This is a genomic window from Agromyces arachidis (assembly GCF_052805135.1).
Genome location: NZ_JBRBDK010000001.1, coordinates 479,086 through 495,691, shown reverse-complemented (window position 1 = coordinate 495,691; position 16,606 = coordinate 479,086). Strand labels below are relative to the sequence as shown.

Here is a 16,606-nt window from a genome sequence, read left to right as displayed (position 1 = left end):
TCCTGCCGGAGACGACGGAACGGCCCGCCCCGGATCGGGGCGGGCCGTTCGTCGTTGCTGCTGAGGCGGGGATCAGATCGCGAAGCCGAGCGCGCGCATCATGTCGCGGCCGTCGTCGGTGATCCGCTCGGGACCCCACGGCGGCATCCACACCCAGTTGATGCGGAATCGTTCGACGACGCCGTCGAGCGACTCGGCGGTCTGCTCCTCGATGACGTCGGTCAGCGGGCAGCCCGCGCTGGTGAGGGTCATGTGGATGACGAGCGCGTCGTTCTCGTCGTCCCAGCTCAGGTCGTAGATGAGGCCGAGGTCGACGATGTTGACCCCGAGCTCGGGGTCGACGACGTCCTTCAGCGCCTCGCTGATCTGGTCGTAGCGCTCCGGGGCGAGTGAGGTGACCATGGTCGAATCCTACCGGCGCCTACTGGGTGGCCGACTCGGCCACGTTGTAGCGGTCGTAGCCCTCTTCCTCGAGGCGGTCGGCGAGCTCGGGCCCGCCCTGCTCGGCGATCCGGCCCGCGACGAACACGTGCACGAAGTCCGGCTTGATGTAGCGGAGGATGCGCGTGTAGTGCGTGATCAGCAGGATGCCGAGGCCGGTGTTCTCCTTCGCCCGGTTGACGCCCTCCGACACGACCTTGAGCGCGTCGACGTCGAGGCCGGAGTCGGTCTCGTCCAGGACCGCGAACCGCGGCTTGAGCAGCTCGAGCTGCAGGATCTCGTTGCGCTTCTTCTCACCGCCCGAGAAGCCCTCGTTGACGTTGCGCTCGGCGAAGGCCGGGTCCATGCGGAGGTGGTTCATCGACTCGCGCACGTCCTTCACCCAGCCGCGGATCGAGGGCGCCTGGCCGTCGATCGCCGTCTTGGCCGTGCGGAGGAAGTTGGTCACGGTCACGCCGGGGATCTCCACCGGGTACTGCATGGCGAGGAACAGGCCGGCGCGGGCGCGCTCGTCGACGGACATCTCGAGGACGTCCTCGCCGTCGAGGAGGATCTCCCCCTCGACCACGGTGTACTTCGGGTGTCCCGCGATCGTGTACGCGAGCGTGGACTTGCCGGAGCCGTTCGGCCCCATGATGGCGTGGATCTCGCCCTCGTTGATGGTGAGGTCGACGCCGCGGAGGATCTCGCGGGTCCCCTGGTCGGTCTCGACGTTGACGTGGAGGTTCTTGATCTCGAGCACGGACATGGTGATTCGGTGGTCTCTTTCGTCGGATCCGGCCGCGCGGGCCGGGAGTCGGTGGAAGTCGGGGTCAGACGGCGATCTTCACCGCGGGGTCGATGAACACGCCCCCGTCGGTGAGTTCGACCTTGAAGACGGGGACCGGCTCGTAGGCCGGGAGCGTCAGGGGCTTGCCGGTCAGGAGCGAGAACTTGGAGCCGTGGGCCCAGCACTCCAGCGTGTCGTCCTCGACGAAGCCCTCCGAGAGGGAGATGTCGCCGTGCGTGCAGGTGTCGCCGATGGCGAAGATGTCGCCGGCCGCGTCCTTCACGACGGCGATCGGAACGCCCTCGACGACGAATCGCCGGGCCTCATTGACGGCGAGGTCGTCCACCCCGCACACGCGAACGGATGCCACGTCAGCTCCCCTGCAGTTCTGCCTCGAGCGCCGCCATCAGGCGCTCCTCGAGCTCGTCGTCGCCGATCTGCTGCACGACCTCGGCGAGGAAGCCGCGGACGACGAGACGACGCGCCTCGTCCTCCGGGATGCCCCGGGCCTGCAGGTAGAACAGCTGCTCGTCGTCGAACCGGCCGGTCGCCGACGCGTGGCCGGCGCCCGCGATGTCGCCCGTCTCGATCTCGAGGTTCGGGACCGAGTCGGCGCGGGTGCCGTCCGTGAGGACGAGGTTGCGGTTCTGCTCGTAGCTGTCGGTGCCGGTCGCCGTGTTGCCGATGAGCACGTCGCCGATCCAGACGCTGCGCGCACCCTCGCCCTGCAGGGCGCCCTTGTAGGTCACGCGCGACCGGGTGTGCGGCGCGTCGTGGTGCACGAAGACCTGCTGCTCGAGGTGCTGGCCGGCGTCGGAGAAGTACAGGCCGAGCGCCTCGATGTCGGCGCCCTGCTCGGCGAGGTGCGTCGACGGGTTCACCCGAACGACCTTGCCGCCGAGGGAGACGACGATGTGCTTGAGCTTGGCGTCGCGGCCGATGCGCGCGAAGTGGCTCGCGAGGTGGACCGACTCGTCGGTCCACTCCTGGAGGGAGACGACCGTGAGGTTCGCTCCCTCGCCGACCACGACCTCGACGTTCTCGGTGAGGCGGGCGTCGCCGACGCCGCGGAGCACGACGAGCGCCCGGCTGAACGGCGCGGCCTCGATGACGGTGTGGGCGGCGCGCGGCGTCGTGCCGAGACCCGAGCGGGTCACGGTGACCGTCTTCGCCTTTTCGCCGGTGACCTCGACCAGCGCGGCCTCGCCGAACGCCGACCAGGCGTTCGCCGACGCGCGCTCCTCGGGCGTGCCGGCGCGGCCGACGCGGGCGTCGTCGCGCGGGATCCAGGAGAGCGAGACGCCCGCGGCATCCGTCGTCTCGACGTCGATCCGCGAGCCGTCGAGCTCACCGGAGGTGAGGTCGGCGAACGCGGCGACCGGCGAGTACTTCCACTCGTGCTCGCGGCCCGTGATGGGCGCGAAGTCGGCGACGTCGGTCGAGCGGAAGCGCTCGGAACGGGTCTGGACGGGCACGATCGGGCCGTCGGAGTGCGCACGGATGCCGTGCTGCTCGGGGGTGGGCAGGGCGGTGCTCTGCATCGCGGTGCTCATCGGTTAGCCGACCGATCCTTCCATGCCCATCTCGATGAGCTTGTTGAGTTCCATCGCGTACTCCATGGGCAGCTCGCGCGCGATCGGCTCGATGAAGCCGCGCACGATCATGGCCATCGCCTCGTCCTCCGGCATGCCGCGCGACATGAGGTAGAACAGCTGCTCCTCGCTGACCTTCGAGACCGTGGCCTCGTGGCCGAGCTGCACGTCGTCGACGCGGATGTCGATCGCCGGGTAGGTGTCGGAGCGCGAGATGGTGTCGACGAGCAGAGCGTCGCAGCGCACCGTGTTCGCGGAGTGGTGCGCGTTGGCGTCCACCCGCACCTCGCCGCGGTAGCCCGCGCGGCCGCCGCCGCGCGCGATCGACTTCGAGACGATCGACGACTGCGTGTACGGCGCCATGTGGATCATCTTCGCGCCGGCGTCCTGGTGCTGGCCGGGGCCCGCGAACGCGACCGAGAGGGTCTCGCCCTTGGCGTGCTCGCCCATGAGGAAGATCGACGGGTACTTCATCGTCACCTTCGAGCCGATGTTGCCGTCGACCCATTCCATGGTGGCGCCCTCGTGCGCGACGGCGCGCTTGGTCACGAGGTTGTAGACGTTGTTCGACCAGTTCTGGATCGTCGTGTAGCGAACGCGCGCGTTCTTCTTCACGATGATCTCGACGACGGCGGAGTGCAGCGAGTCCGACTTGTAGATCGGGGCCGTGCAGCCCTCGATGTAGTGGACGTAGCTGTCCTCGTCGGCGATGATCAGGGTCCGCTCGAACTGGCCCATGTTCTCGGTGTTGATCCGGAAGTAGGCCTGCAGCGGGATCTCGACGTGCACGCCCTTCGGGACGTAGACGAACGACCCGCCCGACCAGACGGCGGTGTTCAGCGCGGCGAACTTGTTGTCGCCCGCCGGGATGACCGTGCCGAAGTACTCCTCGAAGAACTCGGGGTGCTCCTTGAGCGCCGTGTCGGTGTCGAGGAAGATGACGCCCTGCTCCTCGAGGTCCTCGCGGATCTGGTGGTAGACGACCTCGGACTCGTACTGGGCGGCGACGCCCGCGACGAGGCGCTGGCGCTCGGCCTCGGGGATGCCGAGGCGCTCGTAGGTGTTGCGGATGTCCTCGGGCAGGTCCTCCCAGGTCTGGGCCTGCTTCTCGGTGGAACGGACGAAGTACTTGATGTTGTCGAAGTCGATGTCCGACAGGTCTGCGCCCCAGGACGGCATCGGCTTGCGGTCGAAGAGCTGGAGGCCGCGCATGCGGCGCTGCAGCATCCACTCCGGCTCGTCCTTCAACCGCGAGATGTCGGCAACCACCTCGGGCGACAGGCCGCGACGAGCGGATGCCCCGGCCACGTCGGAGTCGGACCAGCCGAACTCGTACGTGCCGAGCCCCTCCAACTCGGGGCGGTCGATGAGTACGTCCGTCATGCTCTCCCTCTTCTCCTCCCGCGCACCGGATATGAGTCCGGCCCACCCCCGCCGACCGGTCGAGGTGCCGATGCCGTCGTGGGGTGATGTGCGGGTGGCTTCGTCGCGTACCTACAATGGCTTCGGGCCCGCGCACGCCCTCGCGCGTCTGGCGGTCCCTGCCAACCAATCAAGTCTATAGGGTCGAAGGTCCCGGAGGTCCGACTCCCAGCGCCCTCCCACCGCGACCCGGATCAGGAACGACGAGCGTGAACCGCTTCACCGCGTGGCTCCCCGACCGCATCGACCGCCGAGTGCGCGTGGCCGCGTGGCTGTCGTTCCTCGCCCAGACGATCATCATCGCCACGGGCGGCGCGGTGCGACTCACGGGGTCCGGGCTCGGCTGCCCGACCTGGCCTCTCTGCACCGAGGACTCCCTCGTCACGACGCCCGAGATGGGCATCCACGGCGTCATCGAGTTCGGCAACCGGCTCATGACCGGGGTCGTCGGCATCGTCGCCCTGCTCGTGATCCTCTCGATCTGGCGCATCCGCCGCGAGCGTCGCGACCTCTGGTGGCTCGCCGTCGCGGTCGTCCTCGGCATCGTCGCGCAGGCGGTCGTGGGCGGCATCACCGTCTGGACCGGCCTCAACCCGTTCATCGTGGGCTTCCACTACGTGGCGTCGCTGCTGCTGGTGTGCGTCACCGCGGCCTACCTCGTGCGCCTCCGGACCGCACCGGGTCCGCGCGTGCTCGCGGTGCCGGCGTGGTACGCCCGTCTCGCGCACGCGACCGCCGCGGTCCTCGCGCTGACCATCGTCTTCGGCGTACTGACGACCGCATCCGGGCCGCACTCCGGCGACGCCGACGCCGGCCGCACCGGGTACGACGCCGAGCTCCTCGAGCACGTGCACGCGTGGCCCGGCTACGCGCTGCTCGCCCTCACGGTGGCCCTGGTCGTCGCCGCGCGCCGGCTCCGCCTGCCCGCGCTGGGCTGGGGGCTCGCGCTCCTCGGGATCGAGCTCGTGCAGATCGCCGTGGGCCTGTACCAGGCGCGCAACGGCCTGCCGCCGCTGCTCGTCGGGATCCACATGGTGCTCGCGGCGCTCACGGCCGCGACGATGACGGTGTTCCTGCTGCGCCTCAAGCGACCCGCGACGACGGATGGCGCCGGGGCGGACGCGTCGCTCGCGGCATCCGCTCGCTGACGCCCCGCACGGCTCGGCGGGCACGCCGCCGGCCCACCGCGGACTCGGAGATCCGCACCTCCTCGGTGCGGTGGGGGAATTCCGCTCCGAGACCGTGGCGGTTCCCGATCGTCAGCGCAGGTGCAACCCCTGGGCGATCGCCCGCGTGATGACGTCCTGCACCGAGGGCCACTCGTCGACGACCTGGCGATAGCCGACGCGGACCACGTGGTATCCGCGGACCATCAGCGCGGCGTCGTGGGCGTTGTCCTCGACGCGCTGCCCGCCGACGTGGTGGCCGCCGTCGATCTGCAGGACCAGCCGGTCCGCGATCAGGAAGTCGACCCGGTGCCCCTCGATCCACGCCTGCGCGAGTATCCGGACGCGGAGCCAGCCCAGCCGCGTGCGGACGAGCGTCTCCAGCCCCGAGTCCGAGAACGGCAGGGCGGATTCGAGCAGACGTCGTGCCTGCGGACCGAGCGGCAGGCGCGCGAGCACCTCACGGGAGACGACCCGCTTGTGCAGTGCCGACTCCCAGACCGCGAGTGCCCGCTCGAAGGGCTGGCACCCTGCGACGAGCGCGAGCGCGTTCTCGATCGGGTCGACGAGCGCGTCGGGATGCCTCGGCACGAGCGGCTTCGACCAGTGCACGGTCGCGTCGATCGACGGCACCGCCCCGTGCGGCTCGGCGGCGACATGCAGGCCGGGGTCCGCGAGCACCCAGAGCCCGAGCTGCCGGACGCGAGTGACGCAGGTGAGGACGACACCGGCGCGCCGCCGCGACGAGGAGAGCGTCGGCCTCCGGCACGGCCACCCAGTTGCGTCGCACGCGGACCAGGCGCCCCTCGTCGACGGCTCGTCGCAGGTGATGGCGGCTGTGGCCGGCCGCCTGCAGGCTCGTCAGCTTCGCGACGCCGCCGCCGCGTCGTACGGTGTGCTCCGGATCCGACATCGCTCGAGTGTGCGCGCGCCGAGCCGGGCCTCGCGTCCGGAGCATCCGCTTCGGCTCGGCCTTCTCGCTCGCCCCTGCTGGGGAGGAGCACTCGGCACGCCACGTCCTCGGAGATCACCGCGGATTCGGAGCGGCAACCGCACCGGATCCGATCGGAGGGAGATCTCCGACGCAGTGTCAGAAGGGCAGGAGCGGGTCGATCCCCACCGCGAGGAACAGCAGCGACAGGTACACGATGGAGCCGTGGAACACCCGCATCGGCGAGACCTCCTCGCCGCGGACGGCGAGGCCGTACAGGCGGTGGGTCTCGTAGATGAACCACCCTCCGGTGACCAGCGCGACCGAGGTGTAGAGCAGGCCCATGCCCGCGACGGGCACGAGGAGCAGGGATGCCGCGACCGTGGCCCAGGCGTAGAGCACGACCTGCAGGCCGACCTGCACCCGCCCGCGGACCACGGCGAGCATCGGCACGCCGGCGGCCGCGTAGTCGTCCTTGTACTTCATCGACAGCGGCCAGTAGTGCGGCGGGGTCCACAGGAAGATGATCAGGAAGAGGATGAAGGGCGCCCAGTCGAGGCTGCCGGTGACGGCCGCCCACCCGATCAGCACGGGCATGCAGCCAGCGACGCCGCCCCAGACGATGTTCTGGGCGGTACGGCGCTTCAGGATGAGGCTGTAGAAGACGACGTACAGCAGGATCGCGCCGAGCGAGAGCGCCGCCGCGAGCCAGTTGGTGAAGGCCCAGAGCCACACGATGGATGCCGCGCCGAGCGCGTAGGCGAAGACGAGCGCCTCGCGATCGGTGAGCTCGCCCGTCACGAGCGGACGCCCCTTGGTGCGACGCATGACGCGGTCGATGTCGCGGTCGATGTAGCAGTTGAACGCGCCCGCGGACCCGGCGCTCATCGCGCCGCCGACGAGCGTCGCGATGACGAGCCAGAGGTCGGGCAGGCCGTCGGCCGCGAGGATCATGGTCGGCGCGGTGACCACGAGGAGCAGCTCGATGACCCTCGGCTTCGTGAGGGCGACGTACGCGGCGACCTTGCGTCGCAGGCTCGTCGTCGTCCGTCGAGCGTCGGGAATGGTCGGTGCGGCCTGCATGAACTTCCTCTTCCGGGCGCGCGCGGACTGGGCGGAGGCGCGCGCATTCCGTTCGATTCTAGGCCATGGGCGCGGCCGACGAGGGCGTGCCGGCCCGCGCCGTCGCGGGGCCCGTCAAGCCCCGTCACAGAGGATCGGCGAGTCAATATACTGAGGTCAGCGCGCCCGGCGTGCGGATTCGACGTGCATCTCCACCTCGCGCATGACCGGATCGGTCACCGGGCTCCACCGCGCCGTCGCGTTTCCCGGCGGGTCCGGGGGCCGATTGGAGAGGCTCCCCGCTCCGTCACGACCGGAAGGAACCCAACCCGTGGCAGCTCTGCACTGGGACCCCATCGACGACCGCGCGGTCGACACGGCGCGCGTGCTCGCCGCCGATGCCGTCGAGAAGGTCGGCAACGGCCACCCCGGCACGGCCATGAGCCTCGCACCCGTCGCCTACCTGCTGTACCAGAAGGTCATGCGCCGAGACCCCGCCGATCACGGCTGGCTCGGTCGCGACCGCTTCATCCTCTCGGCGGGCCACAGCTCGCTGACGCAGTACGTCCAGCTCTACCTGGCGGGCGACGGCCTCGAACTCGACGACCTCGAGTCGCTGCGCACCTGGGGCTCGAAGACGCCCGGGCACCCCGAGTACGGCCACACCGACGGCGTCGAGATCACGACCGGCCCGCTCGGCCAGGGCCTCGCCTCAGCGGTCGGCTTCGCGTACGCGGCCCGCTTCGAACGCGGCCTGTTCGACCCGGACGCCGAGGCCGGGCGGAGCCCCTTCGACCACCACGTGTTCGTCATCGCGAGCGACGGCGACCTCGAGGAGGGCGTGACGAGCGAGGCCTCCTCGCTCGCCGGACACCAGCAGCTCGGCAACCTCGTCGTCATCTACGACTCGAACCAGATCTCGATCGAGGACGACACCGACATCGCCTTCACCGAGGACGTCGCGAAGCGCTACGAGGCCTACGGATGGCACGTGCAGACCGTCGACTGGAAGAAGACCGGCGAGTACGTCGAGGACGTCGCCGAGCTGAACGACGCGATCGAGGCCGCGAAGGCCGAGACCGGCAAGCCGTCGATCGTCATCCTCAAGACGATCATCGGATGGCCGGCACCGAACAAGCAGGACACCGGCAAGATCCACGGCTCGGCGCTCGGCGCCGACGAGCTCGCCGCGACCAAGGAGGTGCTCGGCTTCGACCCGAAGCAGCACTTCGCCGTCGCCGACGAGGTCATCGAGCGTACGCGCGGCAACGCGCGCGACCGCGCCGCCGAGGCGAAGGGCGCGTGGCAGGAGGCGTTCGACGCCTGGGCCGCGGCGAACCCCGACCGGAAGGCGCTGCTGGACCGCCTCGAGGCGGGCGAGCTGCCCGACGGCCTCGAGGATGCCCTGCCCGTGTTCGAGGCCGGTACTGACGTGTCGACTCGTGCCGCGTCCGGCAAGGTGATCAACGCGCTCGCCGCTCGCCTCCCCGAGCTGTGGGGCGGTTCCGCCGACCTCGCGGAATCGAACCTCACGACGATCAACGGCGCCCCGTCGTTCATCCCCGTCGAGCACTCGACCGAGGAGTTCTCCGGGAACCCGTACGGACGCGTGCTGCACTTCGGCATCCGCGAGCACGCCATGGCCTCGATCCTGAACGGCATCGTGCTGCACGGGCCGACGCGGGCGTTCGGCGGCACGTTCCTCATCTTCAGCGACTACATGCGCCCCGCGGTCCGCCTCGCGGCGCTCATGCAGATCCCGTCGATCTTCGTCTGGACGCACGACTCGGTGGCGCTCGGGGAGGACGGCCCGACCCACCAGCCGATCGAGCAGCTGAGCTCGCTCCGCGCCATCCCGCACCTCGCAGTGGTGCGACCGGCCGACGCGAACGAGACCGCGCACGCGTGGCTCGAGATCCTGCGACGCCGCGGCGGGCCGGCCGGCCTCGCGCTCACGCGGCAGAACGTCCCGGTCTTCGAGCGCGGCGACGGCGCGGCATCCGGCGACACCCTCGCATCCGCGGCCGGGGTCGCGAAGGGCGCGTACGTCCTCGCCGAGGCGGCCTCGGGTGAGCCCGACGTGATCCTCATCGCGACCGGCTCCGAGGTGCAGGTCGCGCTGGCCGCCCGCGAGCAGCTCGCCGCCGACGGGGTCCAGGCGCGCGTCGTGTCGGTGCCGAGCGTCGAGTGGTTCGAGGAGCAGGACGCCGCGTACCGCGAGTCGGTCCTGCCGTCCTCAGTCACCGCGCGGGTCTCCGTCGAGGCCGGACTCGCGCTCAGCTGGTACCGCTACCTCGGATCGCGCGGACGTGCCGTGTCGATCGAGCACTTCGGCGCATCCGCCGACTACAAGACCCTGTTCCGCGAGTTCGGGATGACGGCCGAGGCCGTGGTCGCCGCCGCGAAGGAATCGCTCGCGTCCGCGTGACCGGGCAGAAGGAGACCATCATGAGCACCTCTCCCACCGCCGCGCTCTCCGAGGCCGGCGTCAGCATCTGGCTCGACGACCTGTCGCGCGAGCGCATCGCCTCCGGCGGCCTCCAGCGGCTCATCGCCGAGCGCGACGTCGTCGGCGTGACGACCAACCCGACGATCTTCGCCGCGGCGCTCGCCAAGGGCGACTCGTACCGCGACCAGCTGCGCGCCCTCGCGGCCGACGGCGCCGACGTCGACCGCGCGGTCTTCGAGACCACCACCGAGGACGTGCGCGACGCCGCCGACGTCTTCCGCCCGATCTACGACCGGACCGACGGCTACGACGGCCGGGTCTCGATCGAGGTCTCCCCCGACCTGGCGAATGACACCGAGGCGACCATCGCCGAGGCCCACCGTCTCTGGGAGAAGGTCGACCGCCCGAACGTCATGATCAAGATCCCCGCCACGCGCGCCGGCCTCCCGGCGATCACCGCGGTGATCGGAGCGGGCATCAGCGTCAACGTCACGCTGATCTTCAGCCTCGACCGGTATCGCGAGGTCATCGAGGCGTACCTCGCCGGCCTCGAGCGGGCGAAGGCGGATGGGATCGACCTCTCGACGATCCACTCGGTCGCCTCGTTCTTCGTCTCGCGGGTCGACACCGAGATCGACAAGCGGCTCGAGGCCATCGGCACTCCCGAGGCGCTCGCGCTCAAGAGCCGCGCCGGAGTCGCGAACGCCCGCCTCGCGTACGAGCTGTACCAGCAGCAGTTCGCCACCGAGCGCGCGACCGCGCTGCTGGACTCCGGCGCACACCGGCAGCGTCCCCTGTGGGCCTCCACCGGCGTGAAGGACCCCTCGCTGCCCGACACGCTCTACGTCACCGAGCTCGTCGCCGGGGGCGTCGTGAACACCATGCCGGAGAAGACGCTCGAGGCGACGTTCGACCACGGCGTCGTCGAGGGCGACACCGTCACCGGCGCGTACGCCGAAGCCGGGCGCGTACTCGACGCCCTCGCGGGCGTCGGCGTCGACTACGACGAGGTCACCGAGCTGCTCGAGCGCGAGGGCGTCGAGAAGTTCATCGTGTCGTGGCACGAACTGCTCGACACGGTCCGCACCTCGCTGGAGGCCGCGCGATGAGCTTCCGCATCTCCGTCAGCGGCGCCGCCGCCGACGCCGTCCGCCGGGTCGTTCCGCAGCTGGTCGCCGACCGCGTCGCCTCCCGCATCACCGCGCTGGACGCCACGCTCTGGGGCCCCGAGGCCGAGGCGGAGTCGTCGAAGCGCCTGGGCTGGACCGAGGCGGTCGCGATCTCGCGTCCGCTGCTTCCCGACATCGCGGCCCTGCGCGACGAGCTGCACGCCGCGGGCGTGGAGCACATCGTGCTCGCCGGTATGGGGGGCTCCTCGCTCGCGCCCGAGGTGATCACGCGGACGGCCGGCGCCGAGCTCACGGTGCTCGACTCCACCGAGCCCGGCCAGGTGCGCGCCGCCCTCGGCGACCGCATCGGCCGTTCCGCCCTCGTGGTGTCGTCCAAGTCGGGTTCGACCGTCGAGACCGACTCGCAGCGCCGCGCGTACGAGCAGGCGTTCCGCGACGCCGGCGTCGACCCCGCCTCCCGCATCGTCGTCGTCACCGACCCGGGCTCACCGCTCGACGAGTCCGCGCGTGCCGCCGGCTACCGCGTCTTCAACGCGGACCCGAACGTGGGCGGACGCTACTCCGCGCTCACCGCCTTCGGCCTCGTGCCCTCCGGCCTGGCCGGCGTCGACCTCGACGAGCTCCTCGCCGAGGCGGAGGCGATCGAGCTCGCCGTCGCGGTCGACACGGAGGAGAACCCGGGCCTCGTGCTCGGTGCCGCGATCGCCGCCGCCGAACCGCGACGCGACAAGCTCGCGATCGTCGCGGACGGCACCCACATCGTCGGGTTCGCCGATTGGGCCGAGCAGCTCATCGCCGAGTCCACCGGCAAGGAGGGCACCGGCATCCTGCCCGTCGTGCTCGCACCGGACGCCCCCGAGCTCGACGACCCGATGTCCGACCTCCAGGTCGTGCGCCTCGTCGACGACGCCGGGACCGACCTCCTCGTCGACGACACCGACGGCGAGATCCGCGTCTCGGGCACCCTCGGCGCGCAGCTGCTGGTCTGGGAGTACGCCACGGCGGTCGCCGGTCGGATCCTCGGCATCAACCCGTTCGACCAGCCCGACGTCGAGTCGGCGAAGGTCGCGGCGCGCGGCCTGCTCGACGCGCGCCCCGAACCGGCGCCGGCGGCGTTCGTCGCCGACGGCATCGAGGTGCGCGGCACGCCCGAGGTCATCGGCGCGGCAAGCGACCTCGCGTCGGCCGTCGAGGTGCTGCTCGAGGAACTCCCCGAGGACGGCTACCTCTCGGTGCAGGCCTACGTCGACCGGGTCGCGCACCCCGAGGTCGCCGAGCTCCGGGATGCCCTCGCCGCGCGCAGCGGTCGCCCGGTCACCTTCGGATGGGGGCCGCGGTTCCTGCACTCGACCGGCCAGTACCACAAGGGCGGCCCCGCGCACGGCGTGTTCCTGCAGCTCGTCCAGCGCCCCGTCGAGGACCTCGCCATCCCGGATCGCCCGTTCACGTTCGGCGAGCTGATCGCCGCACAGGCCTCGGGCGACGCCTCGGTCCTCGCGGAGCACGGTCGGCCGGTCCTCACGCTGACGCTGTCGGATCCGAGCCGCGACGTCGCAGCGCTCCGCGCCGCGATCGGCTGACGGAGGCCCCTCCATGCAGCCGGCCCAGATCACGGCGACGCACAATCCGCTGCGATCGCCGAAGGACTACCGCCTGAACCGGATCGCCGGACCGTCGAGCCTCATCATCTTCGGCGTCACGGGCGACCTCTCTCGCAAGAAGCTCATGCCCGCGGTGTACGACCTCGCCAACCGGGGGCTGCTGCCCCCCGGCTTCGCACTGGTCGGGTTCGCACGCCGCGACTGGGAGGACCAGGACTTCGAGCAGGTCGTGCACGACTCGGTGAAGCAGTACGCGCGCACCGAGTTCCGGGAGGACGTGTGGCAGCAGCTCGCCCGCGGCATCCGCTTCGTGCCGGGCGCGTTCGACGACGACGAAGCGTTCGAACGGCTGCGGGAGACGGTCGAGGAACTCGACCGCGAACGCGGCACCATGGGCAACCACGCGTTCTACCTGTCGATCCCGCCGAAGTCGTTCCCCGTCGTCACGGAGCAGCTCAAGCGGTCCGGCCTCACCGTCCAGCGCGACGGCCAGTGGCGCCGCGTGGTCATCGAGAAGCCGTTCGGGTCCGACCTGAAGTCGGCCATCGAGCTCAACGAGGTCGTGGCGTCGGTCTTCCCGCCCGACTCGGTGTTCCGCATCGACCACTACCTCGGCAAGGAGACCGTCCAGAACATCCTCGCCCTCAGGTTCGCCAACCAGCTGTACGAGCCCATCTGGAACGCGAACTTCGTCGACCACGTGCAGATCACGATGGCCGAGGACATCGGCGTCGGCGGCCGGGCCGGCTACTACGACGGCATCGGCGCGGCGCGTGACGTGATCCAGAACCACCTCCTCCAGTTGCTGGCGCTCACCGCGATGGAGGAGCCCATCTCGTTCGACGCCGCCGACCTGCGGTCGGAGAAGGAGAAGATCCTGCGCGCGGTGCGGCTTCCCACGGACCTCGCCACGGCGACCGCGCGGGGGCAGTACTCCGGCGGATGGCAGGGCGGCCAGAAGGTCGTGGGCTTCCTCGACGAGGACGGCATGAATCCGGACTCCAAGACGGAGACGTACGCGGCCATGAAGCTGCTGATCGGCACCCGCAGGTGGGCCGGCGTGCCGTTCTACCTCCGTGCCGGCAAGCGACTCGGGCGCCGGGTGACCGAGATCGCGGTCGTGTTCAAGCGGGCACCGCAGCAGGTCTTCGCCGACAGCCAGACCTCCCAGCTCGGGCAGAACGCCCTGGTCATCCGCGTGCAGCCCGATGAGGGCGTGACCATCCGCTTCGGCTCGAAGGTGCCGGGCGCGGGCATGCAGGTGCGCGACGTGACGATGGACTTCGGCTACGGCCACGCCTTCACCGAGGCCAGCCCGGAGGCCTACGAGCGACTCATCCTCGACGTGCTGCTGGGCGATCCGCCGCTCTTCCCCCGTCAGGAGGAAGTCGAACTGTCCTGGAAGATCCTCGACCCGATCGAGGAGTTCTGGGCCACGCAGGGACAGCCGGAGCAGTACCGGCCCGGCTCGTGGGGTCCGTCCTCGGCCGACGACCTCCTCGCCCGCGACGGACGCACGTGGAGGCGCCCATGATCATCGAACTCCCCGAGACCACGACCAGCCAGGTCTCGAAGACGCTGGTGAAGATCCGGGAAGAGGGCGGCGTCGTCGCGCTCGGCCGCGTGCTCACCCTCGTGATCGCCACCAGCCAGGACGGCGAGGAGGAGGCCATCGAGGCGGCGAACGACGCCTCGCGCGAGCATCCGATGCGCGTCATCGTGGTGTCGGCCGCGCCGGACGCGGCGGACCGGGCGACCGAGAGCCGCCTCGACGCCGAGATCCGCGTCGGCGGCGACGCCGGCGCGAGCGAGGTCATCATCCTCCGCGCCCGAGGCGACGCGGCCGACGACGAGGAGAGCCTGGTGATGGGGCTGCTCCTGCCGGACGCCCCCGTCGTCACCTGGTGGCCCGGCGACGCGCCCGACGTGCCCGGCGACGCCCCGCTCGGTCGCATCGCGCAGCGGCGCATCACGGACGCCTCGGCGCAGCCCGACCCGCAGGCCGCGCTCCACGCGCTCGCCGAGAACTACCGGCCGGGCGACGCGGACTTCGCGTGGACGCGGCTCACCCTCTGGCGCGCGCAGCTGGCGGCCGTGCTCGACCAGCCGCCGTACGAGTCGGTCACCGCCGTGCGCGTGTCCGGCTCGATCGACTCCCCGTCGACCACGCTCCTGGCTGCGTGGCTGTCGATGCAACTCGGTGCGACCACCGACTGCTCGTTGATGGGCCTCGAGCACGGCTCCCACGGGATCCGCGGTGTGCACCTCGTCCGCGCGAGCGGCACGGTCGAACTGGTCCGCGACCAGCCGGGCGTGGCGACGCTGCGGCAGCCCGGGCAGCCGGTGCACGATGTCGCGCTCCCCCGGCGCAGCCTCCGCGACTGCCTGGCCGACGAGCTGCGCCGCCTCGACCCGGATGAGTTGTACGGTGAGGTGATCACGAGCGGCCTGTCGCTCATCGCCACGGGCCGGGACACCGACGACGAAGGAGTCACCGCATGACGAACGAGCGCCGCGTGCTCGTCCACCCCGACAAGGACACCCTCTCAGGGGCGGTCGCCGCCCGGTTCATCACCAAGGTGCTGGACCTGCTCGACGACCAGGACGTCGTGCATGTCGTCCTGACGGGCGGGAGCATGGGCGCCGCCGTCCTCGAGGCGGTGCGTCAGTCCCCGGCGCACAAGTCGATCGACTGGAGCCGCGTGCACTTCTGGTGGGGCGATGAGCGCTGGGTGCCGGAGGGGCACCCGGACCGCAACGACCGGCAGTCCCGCGACGCGCTGCTCGACTCGCTCGACCTTCCGTCCGACAACGTGCACCCGTTCCCCGCCTCCGACGCGGGTCTCACCCTCGACGACGCCGCCGAGGCGTATGCGGCGGAGCTCGCCCGGTTCTCGGCGAACGGCTACCCGCACCCCGTGTTCGACATCGTGTTCCTCGGCGTCGGTCCGGACGGGCACATCGCCTCGCTGTTCCCCCACCGTTCCGGCATCCAGGTGGTCGACCGCCCGGTGATCGCCGTCCGGGAGTCGCCGAAGCCGCCGCCCGAGCGGCTCAGCCTCACGCGCCCGGTGATCAACGCCTCGCAGCGGGTCTGGCTGGTGCTCGCGGGCGCCGACAAGGCCTCCGCGCTCGGACTGGCCCTCGCCGGTGCGAGTCGCGACGAGGTGCCCGTCGCGGGCATCAAGGGCCGGCGGCGCACGGTGTTCTTCATCGACCGGGACGCTGCGGCCGAGGTGCCCGACGCCCTCATCGCCCGGGAGTACTAGCGGGACCCGGAGCACACGACGAAGGCCACCCCCGAGGGGGTGGCCTTCGTCGTGTGCGGGGCGCCGCGGCGCGGCGCCGCGTCAGTCCTTCGCCTGCGTGCCGCGGCGCTCGCGGAGCTGCTGCAGGGCCTCCTCGAGGAGCGCCTCCGCCTCCTCCTCGGAGCGCCGTTCCTTCACGTACGCGAGGTGCGTCTTGTACGGCTCGAGCTTGGACACCGCGGGCGGGTTGTCCTTGTCGCGGCCCGCAGGAAGGCCGGTGGACGGGCTGTCGATGACGTCGGGGATCTCCTCCTCGGGCAGGTTGGCCGCGAAGTACCGGACCGTCTCGTTGCCCTGCGCATCCCAGTAGCTGACCGCGACGCGGTCGGCGTGGAAGCCGCGGTCCTGCTCGCCCATCGGGCCCGAGCCCACGCGCGAACCCCGGATGGCGCTGTTGCCTGATGCCACGGTGACCTCCGTCAGATTCCGGCGTCGAACTTCGTGATGAGGCCGAGCACCACGATGCACGTGACCCACACGAGTCCGAGGACGATCGTGATGCGGTTCAGGTTGCGCTCCGCGACCCCGGACGCACCGAGGTTCGAGGTGACGCCGCCGCCGAACATGTCGGACAGCCCGCCGCCGCGGCCCTTGTGCAGCAGGATCAGGAGCGTGAGCAGGATGCTCGTGAGGCCGAGCAGCACCTGCAGGACGACCTGGAGAATCTCCACGGTGAAACCTTTCCGGGGCATGACCAAGTGTCGAATGCCGCCAGTCGAGTATAGCCGCCCGCAT

At 70.8% G+C, this 16,606-nt stretch carries 17 protein-coding genes; 7 read left to right on the top strand and 10 right to left on the bottom strand.

The window, feature by feature from the left end:
* Window positions 1–72 precede the first annotated feature (72 nt).
* The 5 genes from ACUY4T_RS02365 to sufB form a co-directional block, all read right to left on the bottom strand.
* Window positions 73–402, bottom strand: coding sequence for a metal-sulfur cluster assembly factor (locus ACUY4T_RS02365; RefSeq protein ID WP_336570156.1), 330 nt, complete (start codon window positions 400–402; stop codon window positions 73–75).
* Between the two features lie 19 nt (window positions 403–421).
* The gene (sufC, locus tag ACUY4T_RS02360) at window positions 422–1,189 is read right to left on the bottom strand and encodes a Fe-S cluster assembly ATPase SufC (protein ID WP_446017279.1); all 768 of its coding nucleotides are present in this window, start codon (window positions 1,187–1,189) and stop codon (window positions 422–424) included.
* A 64-nt stretch (window positions 1,190–1,253) separates the two neighbouring features.
* A complete protein-coding gene (locus ACUY4T_RS02355; RefSeq protein ID WP_446017278.1) occupies window positions 1,254–1,580 on the bottom strand; it encodes a non-heme iron oxygenase ferredoxin subunit in 327 nt (108 codons plus the stop codon).
* Between the two features lies 1 nt (window position 1,581).
* Entirely contained in the window at window positions 1,582–2,763 is a 1,182-nt protein-coding gene (sufD, locus tag ACUY4T_RS02350) for a Fe-S cluster assembly protein SufD (protein ID WP_446017277.1), read from the bottom strand.
* Window positions 2,764–2,766: 3 nt separating this feature from the next.
* Complete coding sequence (gene sufB, locus ACUY4T_RS02345) at window positions 2,767–4,185, bottom strand: Fe-S cluster assembly protein SufB (protein WP_446017276.1); 1,419 nt, start codon at window positions 4,183–4,185, stop codon at window positions 2,767–2,769.
* Between the two features lie 248 nt (window positions 4,186–4,433).
* Between sufB and ACUY4T_RS02340 the strand changes: the two genes are divergently transcribed.
* On the top strand, window positions 4,434–5,372 hold the full coding sequence (locus ACUY4T_RS02340) for a COX15/CtaA family protein (protein ID WP_446017275.1): 939 nt from the start codon (window positions 4,434–4,436) through the stop codon (window positions 5,370–5,372).
* Window positions 5,373–5,483: 111 nt separating this feature from the next.
* Here ACUY4T_RS02340 and ACUY4T_RS02335 read toward each other — a convergent pair whose 3' ends face one another.
* The 3 genes from ACUY4T_RS02335 to ACUY4T_RS02325 all read right to left on the bottom strand — a co-directional run bounded on the left by ACUY4T_RS02335 (window position 5,484) and on the right by ACUY4T_RS02325 (window position 7,404).
* A complete protein-coding gene (locus ACUY4T_RS02335; RefSeq protein WP_446017412.1) occupies window positions 5,484–5,948 on the bottom strand; it encodes an endonuclease domain-containing protein in 465 nt (154 codons plus the stop codon).
* Complete coding sequence (locus ACUY4T_RS02330; protein WP_446017274.1) at window positions 5,851–6,303, bottom strand: type IV toxin-antitoxin system AbiEi family antitoxin domain-containing protein; 453 nt, start codon at window positions 6,301–6,303, stop codon at window positions 5,851–5,853. Before ACUY4T_RS02330 ends, ACUY4T_RS02335 begins: the two co-directional genes overlap by 98 nt.
* 177 nt (window positions 6,304–6,480) lie before the next feature.
* A complete protein-coding gene (locus tag ACUY4T_RS02325) occupies window positions 6,481–7,404 on the bottom strand; it encodes a heme o synthase (RefSeq protein ID WP_446017273.1) in 924 nt (307 codons plus the stop codon).
* 310 nt (window positions 7,405–7,714) lie between these two features.
* On the opposite strand from ACUY4T_RS02325, the gene tkt reads away from it, so the two are divergent.
* From tkt to pgl, 6 genes are read left to right on the top strand one after another with little or no spacing between them, the layout of a single operon-like run.
* Window positions 7,715–9,811 carry a transketolase gene (gene tkt / locus ACUY4T_RS02320; protein WP_446017272.1) on the top strand — a complete coding sequence of 699 codons (2,097 nt, stop codon included), beginning with the start codon at window positions 7,715–7,717 and terminating at the stop codon, window positions 9,809–9,811.
* A gap of 20 nt (window positions 9,812–9,831) precedes the next feature.
* Window positions 9,832–10,941, top strand: coding sequence for a transaldolase (gene tal / locus ACUY4T_RS02315; RefSeq protein ID WP_446017271.1), 1,110 nt, complete (start codon window positions 9,832–9,834; stop codon window positions 10,939–10,941).
* Window positions 10,938–12,542: a glucose-6-phosphate isomerase gene (locus ACUY4T_RS02310; RefSeq protein ID WP_446017270.1), complete on the top strand. Its 1,605-nt coding sequence runs from the start codon at window positions 10,938–10,940 to the stop codon at window positions 12,540–12,542. Before tal ends, ACUY4T_RS02310 begins: the two co-directional genes overlap by 4 nt.
* A gap of 13 nt (window positions 12,543–12,555) precedes the next feature.
* Window positions 12,556–14,097 (top strand): glucose-6-phosphate dehydrogenase, encoded by a 1,542-nt coding sequence (gene zwf / locus ACUY4T_RS02305; protein ID WP_446017269.1) that lies wholly within the window; start codon window positions 12,556–12,558, stop codon window positions 14,095–14,097.
* Window positions 14,094–15,065: a glucose-6-phosphate dehydrogenase assembly protein OpcA gene (locus ACUY4T_RS02300; RefSeq protein WP_446017268.1), complete on the top strand. Its 972-nt coding sequence runs from the start codon at window positions 14,094–14,096 to the stop codon at window positions 15,063–15,065. Before zwf ends, ACUY4T_RS02300 begins: the two co-directional genes overlap by 4 nt.
* Window positions 15,062–15,832, top strand: a complete 771-nt coding sequence (pgl, locus tag ACUY4T_RS02295; protein ID WP_446017267.1) for a 6-phosphogluconolactonase — start codon at window positions 15,062–15,064, stop codon at window positions 15,830–15,832. The genes ACUY4T_RS02300 and pgl overlap by 4 nt, the downstream gene beginning before the upstream one ends.
* Window positions 15,833–15,913: 81 nt before the next feature.
* Here the strand turns inward: pgl and ACUY4T_RS02290 are convergent, their stop codons facing one another.
* Window positions 15,914–16,279: an RNA polymerase-binding protein RbpA gene (locus tag ACUY4T_RS02290; RefSeq protein WP_446017266.1), complete on the bottom strand. Its 366-nt coding sequence runs from the start codon at window positions 16,277–16,279 to the stop codon at window positions 15,914–15,916.
* Window positions 16,280–16,290: 11 nt separating this feature from the next.
* Window positions 16,291–16,542 carry a preprotein translocase subunit SecG gene (gene secG / locus ACUY4T_RS02285; protein WP_353814162.1) on the bottom strand — a complete coding sequence of 84 codons (252 nt, stop codon included), beginning with the start codon at window positions 16,540–16,542 and terminating at the stop codon, window positions 16,291–16,293.
* Window positions 16,543–16,606: the final 64 nt, after the last annotated feature.

Excerpts from the sequence above, each read along its gene's own strand:
- ACUY4T_RS02365 (WP_336570156.1), bottom strand. The coding sequence starts at position 402 with ATGGTCACCTCACTCGCCCCGGAGCGCTACGACCAGATCAGCGAGGCG.
- sufC (WP_446017279.1), bottom strand. The coding sequence starts at position 1,189 with ATGTCCGTGCTCGAGATCAAGAACCTCCACGTCAACGTCGAGACCGAC.
- sufD (WP_446017277.1), bottom strand. The coding sequence starts at position 2,763 with ATGAGCACCGCGATGCAGAGCACCGCCCTGCCCACCCCCGAGCAGCAC.
- sufB (WP_446017276.1), bottom strand. The coding sequence starts at position 4,185 with ATGACGGACGTACTCATCGACCGCCCCGAGTTGGAGGGGCTCGGCACG.
- ACUY4T_RS02330 (WP_446017274.1), bottom strand. The coding sequence starts at position 6,303 with ATGTCGGATCCGGAGCACACCGTACGACGCGGCGGCGGCGTCGCGAAG.
- ACUY4T_RS02325 (WP_446017273.1), bottom strand. The coding sequence starts at position 7,404 with ATGCAGGCCGCACCGACCATTCCCGACGCTCGACGGACGACGACGAGC.
- tal (WP_446017271.1), top strand. The coding sequence starts at position 9,832 with ATGAGCACCTCTCCCACCGCCGCGCTCTCCGAGGCCGGCGTCAGCATC.
- ACUY4T_RS02310 (WP_446017270.1), top strand. The coding sequence starts at position 10,938 with ATGAGCTTCCGCATCTCCGTCAGCGGCGCCGCCGCCGACGCCGTCCGC.
- zwf (WP_446017269.1), top strand. The coding sequence starts at position 12,556 with ATGCAGCCGGCCCAGATCACGGCGACGCACAATCCGCTGCGATCGCCG.
- ACUY4T_RS02300 (WP_446017268.1), top strand. The coding sequence starts at position 14,094 with ATGATCATCGAACTCCCCGAGACCACGACCAGCCAGGTCTCGAAGACG.
- pgl (WP_446017267.1), top strand. The coding sequence starts at position 15,062 with ATGACGAACGAGCGCCGCGTGCTCGTCCACCCCGACAAGGACACCCTC.